This is a genomic window from Citrobacter sp. Cpo040 (assembly GCF_030332915.1).
GTDB lineage: Bacteria > Pseudomonadota > Gammaproteobacteria > Enterobacterales > Enterobacteriaceae > Citrobacter > Citrobacter portucalensis.
The window spans coordinates 1,301,805-1,316,671 of the sequence record NZ_JAOWGX010000034.1 but is presented as its reverse complement, the minus strand read 5'-3'; the positions used below and the strand labels follow the sequence as shown (position 1 = coordinate 1,316,671).

Below are 14,867 nucleotides of genomic sequence, written 5' to 3'. Positions count from 1 at the left end.
AATACAAAAAGGGAGAGTATAGCGGGTTAATGGAGGTGAGTCGTGATCGTTTATGCCATCAGGGCGTGGACAGCGACGTTAATCGCACCACCACCGACAATCAGCCAGACAAACAGCAGCAGGGCCATCAGTAACGGTTTGGCACCGGCTTTTTTCAGTGCGCTAACGTGAGTGGTTAACCCCAGTGCAGCCATCGCCATTGCCAGCAAAATGGTATCCAGCGTTACCAGCATGTTCACAACCGACTGCGGCAGCAGGTGGAACGAGTTAAAAATCGCGACCACAATGAACAGGATGGCAAACCATGGAATAGTGATTTTGCTTTTCTCACCGCCCGTAGCCGGAGACAACTGTTTAACGCGTGCGGCCAGGAGGATGAGGAACGGTGCCAGCATCATGACACGCAGCATTTTGGCAATAACCGCGGCGTTTTCTGCATCCGGGTTAATGGCGTGCCCGGCAGCCACTACCTGTGCTACTTCATGCATGGTGGAACCAATGTAAATGCCGTAGGTTTCTGGGCTAAACCAGTGTGCCAGCAGCGGATACATTGCCGGATACAGGAAGATAGCGATGGTACCGAAGATCACCACGGTGGCGACAGCGACGGTTACCTTACTGGCTTCCGCTTTCACTACCGGCTCGGTTGCCAGCACGGCGGCGGCCCCACAAATGCTGCTCCCCGCACCAATCAGCCAACTGGTGTGGCGGTCCAGACCAAACACTTTCTGCCCCAGGAAGCAGGCAATCAAAAAGGTACTGCTCAGCGTTAACACATCAATCACGATACCGCTGACGCCGACGTCAGCAATTTGCGCGAAGGTGAGACGGAAGCCGTAGAGGATGATCCCCAAACGTAATAAATGTTGTTTAGCAAACAGCACGCCGCCGTCACAGCTTTTCCAGATGTGCGGATAGACGGTGTTGCCGAGGACCATCCCCAACAAGATTGCTAAGGTGAGGGCGCTGAACCCGGCACCTGCGACGGCGGGAATAGATCCACCCCATAAGGCGACCCCAGTGATAACTGCACTCAGGGCAAGCCCCGGAATAAAATGCCACGCTGTACGACGATGAGTCTGCAAGGTGAGTTCTGTCATATCCTTCTCCTTTATCTGGGTAAAAGAGTACGGCGAAGTGGTTTAAAAATAAAATTGATTATATATTTATAATTAATCTATATAAGTGGTATACCCGTCATACTTCAAGTTGCATGTGCGTTGGCTGCGCTCGTTCACCCCAGTCACGTACTTAAGTACGCTCCCGGGGATTAATGAGGGACATCCATGTCCCTCACCAGAGGCCAGCCTTTGGCTGGTCAAATTCGTTCCTGACGAATTTGTCTCTCTCTTGCCGCCTTCCTGCAACTCGAATTATTTAGGGTATAAGTAACGGATATCCGGTGGAAAACGACTATGCATATCACCTTGCGACAACTTGAAGTGTTTGCTGAGGTACTAAAAAGCGGTTCAACGACCCAGGCGTCTGTCATGCTGGCATTGTCGCAATCGGCGGTGAGTGCGGCACTTACCGATCTGGAAGGGCAACTCGGCGTGCAACTGTTTGACCGCGTCGGCAAACGGCTAGTGGTCAATGAGCACGGGCGTTTGCTCTACCCACGAGCGTTGGCGTTACTTGAGCAAACGACCGAAATCGAGCAGCTTTTTCGCGAAGATAATGGTGCCATTCGGGTCTATGCCAGTAGCACCATTGGTAACTATATCTTGCCTGCTATGATCGCCCGCTATCGGCAGGATTTTCCTGATTTGCCGCTCGAGCTGAGCGTGGGTAACAGTCAGGATGTGATCAATGCTGTGCTTGATTTTCGGGTAGACATTGGGCTGATCGAAGGGCCGTGTCACAGTACTGAAATTATCTCTGAACCGTGGCTGGAAGACGAGCTGGTGGTGTTTGCCGCACCGTCGTCACCGCTCACAAAGGGGCCTGTTACGCTGGAACAGCTGGCGGCTTCGCCGTGGATCCTGCGTGAGCGAGGATCCGGTACGCGTGAACTGGTGGATTACCTGCTGTTGTCTCATCTGCCGAGATTTCAGATGGCAATGGAGTTGGGTAACTCAGAGGCCATTAAGCATGCGGTACGCCATGGTCTCGGGATCAGCTGCTTGTCGCGTCGGGTCATTGCGGAGCAGCTGCAGGCGGGAACGCTGAGCGAAGTTCCCGTGCCGCTGCCGCGTTTAGTCCGTACTCTCTGGCGCGTGCATCACAGGCAAAAACACATCTCCAATGCCATTACGCGTTTTTTACATTACAGCGATCAGGTCGAGCTGGGAGAATAGGGCGCTTACTGTCGTAAGGTCATCTCTGTAGAACGGCGGTTATATCTTAACCGCTGTGCGCCGCATATTTTCTGCTTTACTTATAATCCGCGGCCAGTCATGAAGGTCTCTTATAACAGCGTATTTGTGCCGGAAGAATGCCATTTCGTCTGCTACAATCGCGCCTCATTTTTTGGATGGATAGCATTTTCACATGGTTTCCGAAACTAAAACCACAGAAGCGCCCACGCTACGTCGTGAACTGAAGGCGCGTCACCTGACGATGATTGCCATTGGAGGCTCCATCGGTACAGGTCTTTTCGTTGCATCTGGTGCAACTATTTCTGCAGCGGGTCCAGGCGGCGCGTTGTTCTCTTATATTCTGATCGGTCTGATGGTGTACTTCCTGATGACCAGCCTCGGTGAACTGGCTGCCTATATGCCGGTTTCCGGCTCGTTTTCCACCTACGGTCAGAACTACGTAGAAGAGGGCTTTGGCTTCGCGCTGGGCTGGAACTACTGGTACAACTGGGCGGTAACCATTGCCGTTGACCTGGTGGCCGCACAGCTGGTGATGAGCTGGTGGTTCCCGGACACGCCGGGCTGGATCTGGAGTGCGCTGTTCCTCGGCGTTATCTTCCTGCTGAACTACATTTCCGTTCGCGGGTTTGGTGAAGCGGAATATTGGTTCTCACTGATCAAAGTTACCACCGTCATTATCTTCATCGTGGTTGGTGTGATGATGATTTTCGGTATCTTCAAAGGCGCTCAGCCGGTGGGCTGGAGCAACTGGACGACCGGTGATGCACCGTTTGCCGGTGGTTTTGCTGCGATGATTGGCGTGGCGATGATCGTTGGCTTCTCCTTCCAGGGGACAGAGCTTATCGGTATCGCGGCTGGCGAATCTGAAGATCCTGAAAAGAACATTCCACGTGCGGTACGTCAGGTATTCTGGCGAATCCTGCTGTTCTATGTGTTCGCGATTTTGATTATCAGCCTGATCATTCCGTACACCGATCCAAGCCTGCTGCGTAACGATGTAAAAGACATCAGCGTTAGCCCGTTCACGCTGGTATTCCAGCATGCGGGTCTGCTGTCTGCGGCAGCGGTGATGAACGCAGTTATCCTGACGGCGGTGCTGTCGGCAGGTAACTCCGGGATGTACGCCTCCACGCGTATGCTTTATACCCTGGCATGTGACGGTAAAGCACCGCGTATTTTCGGTAAACTGTCTCGTGGCGGCGTACCGCGTAACGCGCTGTATGCGACCACCGTGGTGGCGGGGCTGTGCTTCCTGACTTCAATGTTTGGCAACCAGACCGTGTATCTGTGGCTGCTGAATACTTCCGGGATGACGGGCTTTATCGCCTGGCTGGGGATTGCTATTAGCCACTATCGCTTCCGTCGCGGTTATGTGCTGCAGGGTCACGATGTGAAGGATCTGCCGTACCGTTCTGGCTTCTTCCCGCTGGGTCCGATCTTCGCCTTTGTGCTGTGCCTGATTATCACCCTGGGTCAGAACTACGAAGCGTTCCTGAAAGACAGCATTGACTGGGGCGGCGTGATGGCTACCTATATCGGTATCCCGCTGTTCCTGATTATCTGGTTTGGCTATAAGCTGACCAAAGGAACCCGTTTTGTTCGCTACAGCGAAATGAAATTCCCGGGTCGCGTGAAGAAGTAATTCTTAACCAGATACGGCAGAAAAAACAAAACCCCGGCATGATGAGTGCCGGGGTTTTTTATTGCGCCTAACTTAGAAGCTGTAAGTCATGCCAACCGTGTAACGACGTCCATCAAGGACGGTGTCGTAGGTATCGTAATCGATTTGTTTATCCAGCACATTATACACGCCAGCGGTCATCAACAGATCCTTGGTAGCATAGTAACGTAAACCAACGTCGACCTGAGTATAGGACGGGGTGCCCTGTGCCATAGAGGTTCGGCTCAGGTATTCAGACGTTTTCCCGCGCAGATTCAGACGGCTCCAGAAACCGAGATCCTGCGTAGCCTGCCAGTCCAGCGTCGTGTTAAACATATGCTTCGGCATTTTGTTCAACGGCTGGCCGGAGAACTGACCGCTTTTCTGCTCAGATTCCGTGTAGGTGTAGTTCGCGGTCCAGTTGACGTCGGAGGTTATTTTCCAGCCGAAGGTGGATTCTACGCCGCGCATATTGGCTTTATCGACGTTAACGCGATCGCTGACGAAGTCATAAGTCGTATTGCCGATGGTGCAGGCCGGATCGGAACTGCTGTTACAACGGCGAACTTCGGTGATTTTGTTTTTAAAGTCGGTATTGAACAATGTAACGCCTGCGTTGAGGTCGTTGCCGTTATCCCACAGTAAACCGATCTCTTCGCTGAGGCTTTTCTCCGGCTTCAGATCCGGGTTGCCGACAATGATTCCGTTCAGACGGCCGCCGCCGGTAACCTGTCCCCAACTGGCAGAGGACTGGCGCAGATCCGGTGCGCGATAGCCCGCGGAAACGCCACCTTTTAAGGTCCACTGATCGCTCAGATGCCATACGCCATAGCCGCGTGGCGTCCAGTTGTCACCGTAGTTTTCATCCTTATCCATACGCAGACCGCCGGTCAGCGTGAAGGTATCGGTTACGGCCCATTCATCTTCAGCAAACAGCGCCCAGCTCCAGCGAGTTAGTTTGTTAAGCCCATCAGCCGCTTGCAGCTGGTTACCGTTATCGCGCAGTTTTTCATAACGGTATTGCCCGCCTAGCGTCAGGGTGTGTGCCCCAAGGAAGACCTGGTTCTGGTTATTGAAAATCGTGTTGTAAGACTTCATCTGGCGACCAGGGTTGTCGGTCTCTTCCTGCTGGACATAGCTGGTGGAGTTGAAGTCGTCGTAATAGCCGCTATGGGTGAGTGAATATGTGGTGTGCACATACTTGCTTTCGCTTTTACTGTTGGGCTTACAGCTTCCGTTGCGGCAGTTTTCTTGAGCCTTGGATTTGCCTGGCGTACTGTCGCGATCCTGCAATTCACGTGCGTAATCGAAATCGATGTCGTTTTTATCATCTGGCGTAAAGTTCAGGGTTAATCCCCCGCTACGCATACGCTGTTCGTTGTAGCCATTTACGATTTCATCTTCCGCGCGGTGGGAGAATAATCCGGTCACCTTCGCGCCAAGTAATCCGTCAACCAGCGGCCCGGACGCATAGGCATTGGTCTGGTAAATATCACCGGAATCTCTGTCTTCCTGGAAAGTGGCATCGCCGTGTAAGGATCCGGTCCAGGCTTTGGTATTCGACACTTTTTTGGTGATGACGTTAATAACGCCACCCATCGCATCGGAGCCGTAAAGCGATGACATTGGGCCACGGATGACTTCGATACGCTCGATGGATTCCAGCGGCGGTAACCAGCCTTGTTCAATACCTGAGTTATCGCTGTTAGGTCGTGTGCCGCGTGTGCTGATACGTTTGCCATTGACCAGGAACAGCGTGTATTGCGAAGCCATACCGCGAATACTGATATCGCTGCTGCTTCCCCCGCCAGTGACGACGACGCCAGGGACATCTTTTAGCGCATCGGTGACATCTCGATAGGCTTTGTCCTCAATCTGCTGCTTGGTAATAACAGATATTGAAGCCGGGGCATCCTGAATTTTCTGCTCGAAACCGGTAGCGGTAACGACCACGGTGTCTTGTTCAGCGGCATGGCCGAGTGATGGGAGGCAGGCGACGCATACTGCGGCAGCTACAGCCTTAACGTGAGGTATAGTCATTTGTATCATTCCATTTAAATGAATCAAACTGCGCGTCATGTGAAAGGCCATGACAATTGTATGTATTTGTCTTTTAAGGACTCTTTTCAGTAAAGAAGCGGGGGAGATTGTACAAAAGTATGAATGTTTGTAAACACAAATGATAATAGAAATCATTTGTGTTTGATATGGTTTTGCGTGAAATGCTTTTTTAATCAATAAGATAGTGGGGAAAGAAAAAAGGAGAAAAAGTGAAGGAATGATGGAGAAATGAAGAGGGTGGGAATCTTTTTTGATGCTGGAAGAACCAGGCTGAAGGACAGCGGCAATTGCACCGCTGTCCGGTTATGGCTTACTTATAACCGATGGAATTTGGCGAGTAAGGCCAGTGACAAGGTGGTTAACAGGATAGCGATCACGGCATAGAGATAGACTCCAGACCACTCCCAACTGTTCTTCACTAATATCACAGGTACGCCCGCTAGCGCCGCACCAACATAGCTAAACAATCCTCGGAAGCCGGTTATTGATCCCGCCGCATCTTTGTGAGTGACGTCCAGACAACCTACGGCAAAAAGCATATGTGGGCCGTACAGGGCGAAACCCATAATGGTGAAGAGAATGGCCGTAATGGTATATGAAGTATCCTGAACCAGTGGAATTAAGGTAATACATACGCACAACATTAATGCGAATATTAAACCTGTCATCCAGCGATTACTTTTAAACATAAAGTCCGATAAGTAACCTGCCAGTAAACCTCCGGCAAGTCCACCGGCTTCAAACCACGAGATAATGGAGTTGGCTTTAATCAGGCTCCAGCCATGCACCTGAGAATAGTAAATTTGCGGCCAGTCGTTGAGAATAGTGCGGGCAATATAAACCGACATATCACCAATGATGATAATCCACACCAGCGGGTTAATCAGGATATATTTAACGAAAATCTGCCAAAAGGAGAGGTTAACCGGACTGGCTTCAACCTGGGCTAGCTCTGTTGGATCCTTGCGCCATTCACCTACGTTAGGCAAACCTAAGGTCCCGGGACGGTCTTTAATTGTAAAGAGCGCAATGACCCCCATTAGCAAGGAGATCGCGCCCGGTACATAAAAACCCATTTTCCAGCTACCGCTCCAGACAATCGCGAAACTCGTCAGCAGTGGGGCGAGACTGCCGCCAATATTATGTGCCGCCTCAACGACCGCCCACCAACGTCCGCGTTCATTCTTGGAAAACCAGGATGCCATGATTTTTGCCATTGGCGGAAAACTGGTGCCCTGGAGGATAGCATTGAGGCTGTACAACACATAAAACGCGGCAACGCTGTCGGAAAAACCAAACAGAATATTAACGATCCCCACGCCAATGAGAACCGGGCCGGTCATGGCTTTCGGATTGATTTTATCAACCAGCATGCCGCCAACAAACTTCATTGAGCCATACAGGATGTAAAACAGTGAAGACATGATGGCAAAATCTTCTGCGGTCAGAGCGGTATCTGACAGCATGGCCGGCATGGCGGCTGAGAAGTTTTTACGTGTTAAATAAAAGACGGCGTAAGAGATAAAAACCGAGCTAATAATCTCTATCCTGAATTTTTTGTAAGTATGGTCAATCTCTTTTTTTTCTTTTACAACCGGCTTATCAGCCTGGCTGAATATAAATGATTTTAAGCTCATATGATCTTCCCTTCAGACAGTGCTCGTGGGGTTATAATCCATTTTCGATAAAGAACAAAAGCGACTCGAATCCGTGAAAGTTAATCTGATTGGTAATTAAATCCCTGACCGCGGGCTTTGCTTGCCAGGCAATACCTGTGCCAGCATACGTGAGCATGGGAATATCGTTGGCGCCATCACCACAGGCGATAATATTATGCTGATGTATCAGCAGAGACTCGGCAAGTCCGGCCAATGTTTTTTTCTTATTTTCTGAGTTCATGATTGGCGTGGAAATATTATCCGTCAGCATGCCATCCCTGACTTCAACAGTATTTGAAAATACATAATCCAGATTATATTTCTGTTGTAAACGGCGGGTGAAAATATCCAGTCCGCCGGAAATGATTGCTGTTTTAAATCCTTTCTGTTTGAGGAATGGCAAAATGGTGGTGATGCCGGGAGAGGCCGTCATCCGATCGCATACGGCATTGATGACATCGATGTGCGTCCCTTTTAACATTCCGATGCGCTGAGTGAAACTGCTATTGAAATCCAGTTTTCCTTCCATCGCCTGCTGCGTCAGTACCGTTATCCGATCGGTGATGCCTAGCGCGCGGGCGATCTCATCCACACCTTCTTCCTCGATAAACGTCGAGTCCATGTCAAAGGCGATGATTCCGTTCGTCGGGATCTTTTGTGGTTTAAGGAAAAAATCAAATTGCTTAGTGAACGATGTAGCCCTTAGTTTCTTGTATATGTCATCGGTGAATATTTCATCGGCTATTGATAATTTTAAATATGGTTTATTGAATGCGGCTATAGATAACTGTTCCAGTGCGCACGGATATTGTTTGGTCTCGGTATTTAGAAATGTATTGTGCAGCCATGTCTGAAGTTTTTCAGTATCTTTTGCACTAATGAAATAAATAATTGCCATTTTGTCACTCCTGTAAACTGAGGTTATTGTAATAGTGGGGAGTGACGATTGAATCCAGCTTTATCACAGATGTGAATGTTAAAAAAAAGCTAAAATAGTATTGTTTTTTATACCAACAAATAAACAAAGTCTGAAAGGTATCATTTTTGATATACACGTCACGGTCTGTTGCTACTGGCGGTATATTCTATTTTGACTAACAGGGATGGGTCTAAAATGGAAAGTTGTATTGATATTTTTAAAGTCGTCATTGGGCCTTCCAGTTCAAGAACAGTAGGGCCAATGCGTGCCGCGTTTAACTTCATTTCACAATTAAAGCTACAGGAGATCTTACCGCTAACGCGAGAGATCGAGGTTGAGCTATATGGCGCGCTCTCATTAAGCCGCAAGTGTCATAACGTTGATATCGCTCTTTATCTGGGGCTGTTGGGCAATCAGCCGGATGATGTTGAATTACGCCAACAGATGGATCTCATTAAACGTGCTGAACAGGACGGCACCCTGACGCTTTCTCCTTCAGTTACCGTGACGGTCGTAATTAAGCCGAATCAACAACCGCATTCTGGTCATCCCTACGCGATGACGTTTCGCGCCAGGGATGATTATTTTACCTTGTATGAAGAAACATGGTTTTCAACCGGCGCCGGCCAGGTTCGCAAACCCGGCGAGTCGGTGCCCGAGAGAACCGCGCAAAAAAACGCATTTCCTTTTGCGTTTCAAAATGCCGCGCAGCTGCAGGCGCTGTGTCAGCGTAATGGATTATCCGTTGCGGCGTTAATGATGAAAAATGAGTTACAGATGCATTCTCAGGCGGCGTTGCATGACTATTTCGCGCATGTTTGGGCGATAATGCAGCAGGCAGTCCATCGTGGTCTGCATACTGAAGGACTACTGCCTGGCTCGTATCAGGTGCCGCGCAGGGCCTGCTCGCTCTATAAATTACTGGCAATGAAACCCTCTGCTAACGACTTTCTCACCAACCTCAACTGGGTGAATGCGTTTGCGATTGCCGTCAGCGAGGAAAACGCCGCTGGAGGGCGAGTGGTGACAGCGCCGACCAATGGTGCCAGCGGTATCATCCCAGCGGTCCTCAGTTGGTACGATAAGTTTGTCTGTAAGCTGGATAGCGCATCGGTTATCCGTTTTTTCCTCACTGCTGGCGCCATTGCGCTACTGTTCAAACAAAACGCGTCTATCTTAGGTTCTGAAGTCGGGTGTCAGGGAGAGATCGGTGTGGCCAGTTCGATGGCCGCGGCCGGATTAGCGGAACTGATGGGAGCGTCAGTTGCTCAGGTGCTGAACGCTGCAGAAATCACCATGGAGCACCATCTTGGGCTGACCTGCGATCCGGTTGGCGGGCAGGTACAAATTCCCTGTGTCGAACGAAACGCGATTTCGTCCGTAAAAGCGATTAATGCCGCAACGATGGCGATGAGCCGTGTCAGCGAGCCATGTGTTTCGCTCGATGAGGTGATTGCAGCCATGTATGAAACGGGTAAAGACATGAGTGCGAAGTACCGTGAAACGTATCACGGCTGCCTTGGGAAAATTCAGCCAAAAAATCGGGGAGGGCGGCATGAAATATCACACCATGAATAATGATGAAATCATCTTGTCATTATGCGCTCGCATCAGAGAAACGCGGATTTCTCTGGCGCTAACGCAGCAGCAGCTTGCTGATCGCGCACAGGTGGGCATTGCGACCATTAAACGCATTGAGAAAGGCGGCGGCCTCAATCTGGACACGCTTATCTCCCTGCTGCGGGCACTGAATAAGTTGCACCATCTGGATGCAATCTTATTCGAGTCTGAAGTGCGTAATTTTAACGAAGGTCATGAAGGCGGTGAGAGCGTGGGGCGATTACAGGTACGCCAACAGGCGGCCGATCTAAATCGTAAAGCATCCGCGCCGCAATCAGAAGAGATGAGCTACAGCGCGGCAATAGAAAACACTCTTTACTGGTGATTACTTCAGCAAATACTGGGCATGGAAGCGCAGGTGATCCTCAATAAACGACGCAATAAAGTAATAGCTGTGGTCGTAACCAGGTTGGATGCGTAGCGTCATTGGCCATGCGGTCTGACGGGCAGTTTCGGCCAGTACCGCGGGCTGCAGCTGATCGGCAAGAAACTGATCGCTGTCTCCCTGATCGATTAACGTCGGAATCGCGTCTGCGGGTTTGCTGGCCAGCATTAACGCGCAGCTATCCCACTCTGCCCACTGTGTTTTATCTTCGCCCAGATAAGCGCTAAAAGCCTTCTCACCCCACGGAACACGACAAGGGTTTACGATCGGCGCAAAGGCGGAAACGCTGGTGTATCTCCCGGGATTTTTCAGCGCCATAATTAATGCGCCGTGGCCGCCCATGGAGTGTCCGCTGATGGCGCAGCGATCGCTGACGTTAAACTGCGACTGAATCAGTGCCGGAAGCTCATCACGCAGATAGTCATACATACGAAAATGCGTTGCCCACGGCTGCTGGGTGGCATTGAGGTAAAATCCGGCCCCTTGACCTAAATCGTAGCCATCATCGTTGGCAACCTGCTCGCCGCGCGGGCTGGTGTCCGGCATCACGAGAACAATACCCAGCTCAGCTGCAATGCGCTGCGCGCCTGCTTTGGTGGTGAAGTTTTCATCATTACAGGTCAGGCCCGACAGCCAGTACAGCACCGGAGGCGCGGCGTTATCACGGGGTGGTGGAAGAAAAATACTGAAGGTCATGGCGCAATTTAACGTGGCGGAGTCGTGACGCCAGCGTTGCTGCCAGCCTTCAAAACAGCGGTGCTCTTCAAGCATTTCCATGCGTGGCTCCTTGTTGTGTTGAACCTGAATGTGTTTGCGAACTCATCATAATACAGATTATTCATAGCACTGTGAGTAACTTTCACTTCCGCATTGAGCAAACATACTTCATCATCTATATAACTTTACATTAACACTCGACGTCACCGGGCTGAACGACAAGTGAAATCAGCAACGCTGAAAGGCTGTGCCAATTTCAATAATTATCACGGTGAATACTGGATTATGTGCGCCGCCTCACGCACAATGTTCTGGCTGTGACACAGCCTAAAAACTTTGCCCCATGCAGGGCAGAGGCGCCCCACCTGCAGGAGAAGAAGAAATGTCATCACTCAGTAAAGAAGCGGCACTGGTTCATGAAGCGCTGGTTGCGCGTGGTCTCGAAACCCCGCTGCGCCCGCCCGTGCAAGAGATGGATAACGAAACACGCAAACGTCTTATCTCTGGCCATATGACCGAGATTATGCAATTGCTCAATCTCGATTTGAGCGATGACAGTCTGATGGAAACTCCGCATCGCATTGCGAAAATGTATGTCGATGAGATTTTCTCCGGCCTCGATTACGCCAACTTCCCGAAAATCACCGTCATTGAAAACAAAATGAAGGTGGACGAGATGGTCACGGTTCGCGATATCACGCTGACCAGCACCTGCGAACACCACTTTGTCACTATCGATGGCAAAGCGACGGTGGCGTATATTCCGAAAGATTCGGTCATTGGTCTGTCGAAGATTAACCGCATTGTGCAGTTCTTTGCGCAGCGTCCGCAGGTACAGGAACGTCTGACCCAGCAAATTCTCACCGCGCTGCAAACGCTGCTCGGGACGAATAATGTGGCGGTATCGATTGATGCGGTGCATTACTGTGTGAAAGCGCGCGGCATTCGTGATGCGACCAGTGCGACCACCACCACTTCTCTTGGCGGATTGTTTAAGTCCAGCCAGAACACGCGTCAGGAATTTCTGCGCGCAGTACGTCATCACAACTGATTAGGACAGGAACCATGGAGCGTAATGTCACGCTGGATTTTATTCGTGGCGTTGCCATTCTTGGTATCCTGCTTCTCAATATTAGCGCCTTTGGCTTGCCGAAGGCGGCATATCTCAACCCCGCCTGGTATGGCGACATTACCTTATCTGACGCCTGGACCTGGGCGCTCCTCGATCTCTTCGCGCAGGTAAAATTCCTCACGCTGTTTGCTCTGCTGTTTGGTGCTGGTCTGCAAATGCTGCTCCCGCGTGGTAAACGCTGGATCCAGTCGCGGCTTACGTTGCTGGTGCTATTGGGATTCCTTCACGGTTTACTCTTCTGGGATGGCGATATCCTGCTGGCATATGGCTTGATCGGCCTGATTTGCTGGCGGCTGATCCGGGATGCGCCGTCGGTGAAAAGCTTGTTTAACACCGGCGTGGTGCTTTATTTGGCGGGCGTTGGTGTATTGCTGATGTTGGGTATGATCTCCGGGAGCGAAACCAGCCGGGCCTGGACGCCGGATGCTTCAGCGCTGCTGTATGAAAAATACTGGAAAGTGAACGGCGGAATGGAAGCAATCAGCAATCGCGTGGATATGATGTCCAATAGCTTGCTGGCGTTAGGCGCGCAATATGGCTGGCAACTGGCGGGGATGATGCTGCTCGGCGCGGCATTAATGCGTAGCGGCTGGCTAAAAGGGCAGTACAGTTTGCAGCATTATCGACGCACTGGCGTTCTGCTGGTTATTATCGGCATGGCGATTAACCTGCCTGCTATCATCGCTCAGTGGCATCTGGACTGGGCCTACCGCTGGTGTGCCTTCCTGTTACAAGCCCCGCGAGAGCTGGGGGCACCTTTGCAAACCATTGGTTATGCTGCGCTGATGTTTGGTTTCTGGCCACAGCTTAGTCGCTTCAAATGGGTCATTGCTATCGCCTGTGTGGGGCGCATGGCATTAACCAACTATCTGTTACAAACCTTAATCTGCACCACGTTGTTTTATCAGGCCGGTTTATTTATGAAATTTGACCGGCTGGAGCTGCTGTTTTTCGTCATCCCTGTCTGGGCGATTAACTTACTTTTCTCTGTCATATGGCTGCGTTTCTACCGGCAGGGTCCGGTGGAATGGCTGTGGCGTCAATTAACCCTGCGTGCTGCGGGGACATCATTACCGCGAACATCCAGATAACGATCTGGATCACATTCATTAACAAAATGGATGTAAGCGCTTTCATTCCTGTGACTTCACTCACGCAGTCCGTTTCATTGTGCTGACAAAATACCCAGCCTGGGGTGTCTGCGGGCAGCCGCAATCTAAAACAGGGCAGTGAATATGGTAACCATTCGTGATGTGGCACGGCAGTCTGGCGTTTCTGTAGCGACCGTTTCCCGCGTACTGAACAACAGTGCGCTGGTGAGTCCCGATACGCGTGAAGCGGTAATGAAAGCAGTCACTCAGCTTGGCTATCGACCTAATGCCAACGCACAAGCACTGGCGACGCAGGTAAGCGACACGATTGGTGTTGTCGTCATGGATGTATCAGATGCGTTTTTTGGCGCGCTGGTAAAAGCCGTGGATATGGTTGCCCAGCAGCATCAGAAGTATGTCCTGATTGGCAACAGCTACCATGAGGCGGAAAAAGAACGTCATGCCATTGAGGTGTTGATTCGCCAACGCTGTAACGCGCTGATTGTACACTCTAAAGCGCTGAGCGATCGGGAACTGGCCGAGTTTATGGATCAAATCCCCGGCATGGTACTGATCAACCGCCTTGTTCCTGGCTACGCCCACCGTTGCGTCTGCCTGGATAACATCAGCGGTGCCAAAATGGCTACCCGAATGCTGCTAAATAATGGTCATCAACGCATCGGTTATCTGGCATCAAGCCACCGCATTGAAGATGACGCCATGCGCAAAGAAGGATGGTTAACTGCCCTGAAAGAGCAAGGGATTGTTGCGGCAGAAAGCTGGGTCGGCACCGGTTCGCCCGATATGCAGGGCGGAGAGTCCGCGATGGTGGAATTGCTGGGGCGTAACTTACAACTGACGGCGGTCTTCGCTTATAACGACAATATGGCAGCAGGCGCACTGACCGCGCTAAAAGATAACGGCATCGCTATTCCATTACACCTTTCTATCATTGGCTTCGATGATATTCCCATCGCACGTTACACCGATCCGCAGCTAACCACTGTGCGCTATCCCATTGCCTCAATGGCAAAAATGGCGACGGAGCTTGCGCTACAGGGGGCGGCTGGCACGTTGGATCCGCAGGCGTCGCATTGTTTTATGCCAACGCTGGTGCGTCGTCATTCAGTAGCGCTGCGGCAGAATGCGGCACCGATCACTAACTCATAACGTTGCGCGATGTAACCGCTTTCAATATGTGAGTAAATTCACAGTATATTAACAATGCGATAGCTATGATGACACTGTTTGTTGCGCTGTAACTACTATGTAACGGTGAATAATCACTTTCATCGAGGTTAGGTGC

Annotated in this window: 12 protein-coding genes; 7 read left to right on the top strand and 5 right to left on the bottom strand. The window is 50.8% G+C overall.

Annotated features, from left to right (window positions below; genetic code table 11):
- Positions 1–50: 50 nt before the first annotated feature.
- The gene (locus OGX86_RS11110) at positions 51–1,100 is read right to left on the bottom strand and encodes a YeiH family protein (RefSeq protein ID WP_008785269.1); all 1,050 of its coding nucleotides are present in this window, start codon (positions 1,098–1,100) and stop codon (positions 51–53) included.
- A gap of 315 nt (positions 1,101–1,415) precedes the next feature.
- Here OGX86_RS11110 and yieE point away from each other — a divergent pair, with 315 nt between their 5' ends.
- Together yieE and lysP are read left to right on the top strand one after the other, a co-directional pair.
- A complete protein-coding gene (gene yieE, locus OGX86_RS11105) occupies positions 1,416–2,297 on the top strand; it encodes a DNA-binding transcriptional regulator YeiE (protein ID WP_003834519.1) in 882 nt (293 codons plus the stop codon).
- Positions 2,298–2,490: 193 nt separating this feature from the next.
- A complete protein-coding gene (lysP, locus tag OGX86_RS11100) occupies positions 2,491–3,960 on the top strand; it encodes a lysine-specific permease (RefSeq protein WP_003834517.1) in 1,470 nt (489 codons plus the stop codon).
- Positions 3,961–4,032: 72 nt separating this feature from the next.
- Here lysP and OGX86_RS11095 read toward each other — a convergent pair whose 3' ends face one another.
- From OGX86_RS11095 to serB, 3 genes are all read right to left on the bottom strand, one after another.
- Complete coding sequence (locus tag OGX86_RS11095) at positions 4,033–6,018, bottom strand: ligand-gated channel protein (RefSeq protein ID WP_128316793.1); 1,986 nt, start codon at positions 6,016–6,018, stop codon at positions 4,033–4,035.
- Between the two features lie 335 nt (positions 6,019–6,353).
- Complete coding sequence (locus OGX86_RS11090) at positions 6,354–7,676, bottom strand: MFS transporter (protein ID WP_286640047.1); 1,323 nt, start codon at positions 7,674–7,676, stop codon at positions 6,354–6,356.
- Positions 7,677–7,707: 31 nt separating this feature from the next.
- Complete coding sequence (gene serB, locus OGX86_RS11085; RefSeq protein WP_128316792.1) at positions 7,708–8,595, bottom strand: phosphoserine phosphatase SerB; 888 nt, start codon at positions 8,593–8,595, stop codon at positions 7,708–7,710.
- Positions 8,596–8,811: 216 nt separating this feature from the next.
- On the opposite strand from serB, the gene OGX86_RS11080 reads away from it, so the two are divergent.
- Together OGX86_RS11080 and OGX86_RS11075 are read left to right on the top strand one after the other, a co-directional pair.
- On the top strand, positions 8,812–10,194 hold the full coding sequence (locus OGX86_RS11080; protein WP_095533120.1) for an L-serine ammonia-lyase: 1,383 nt from the start codon (positions 8,812–8,814) through the stop codon (positions 10,192–10,194).
- On the top strand, positions 10,172–10,561 hold the full coding sequence (locus OGX86_RS11075; protein WP_048224602.1) for a helix-turn-helix domain-containing protein: 390 nt from the start codon (positions 10,172–10,174) through the stop codon (positions 10,559–10,561). The genes OGX86_RS11080 and OGX86_RS11075 overlap by 23 nt, the downstream gene beginning before the upstream one ends.
- Here the strand turns inward: OGX86_RS11075 and fghA are convergent, their stop codons facing one another.
- Entirely contained in the window at positions 10,562–11,398 is an 837-nt protein-coding gene (fghA, locus tag OGX86_RS11070) for an S-formylglutathione hydrolase (protein WP_008785267.1), read from the bottom strand.
- A gap of 322 nt (positions 11,399–11,720) precedes the next feature.
- On the opposite strand from fghA, the gene folE reads away from it, so the two are divergent.
- From folE to galS, 3 genes are all read left to right on the top strand, one after another.
- On the top strand, positions 11,721–12,389 hold the full coding sequence (gene folE / locus OGX86_RS11065; RefSeq protein ID WP_003027410.1) for a GTP cyclohydrolase I FolE: 669 nt from the start codon (positions 11,721–11,723) through the stop codon (positions 12,387–12,389).
- 14 nt (positions 12,390–12,403) lie between these two features.
- The gene (gene yeiB, locus OGX86_RS11060) at positions 12,404–13,561 is read left to right on the top strand and encodes a DUF418 domain-containing protein YeiB (RefSeq protein WP_286640043.1); all 1,158 of its coding nucleotides are present in this window, start codon (positions 12,404–12,406) and stop codon (positions 13,559–13,561) included.
- 144 nt (positions 13,562–13,705) lie between these two features.
- A complete protein-coding gene (galS, locus tag OGX86_RS11055; RefSeq protein ID WP_032943995.1) occupies positions 13,706–14,731 on the top strand; it encodes an HTH-type transcriptional regulator GalS in 1,026 nt (341 codons plus the stop codon).
- Positions 14,732–14,867: the final 136 nt, after the last annotated feature.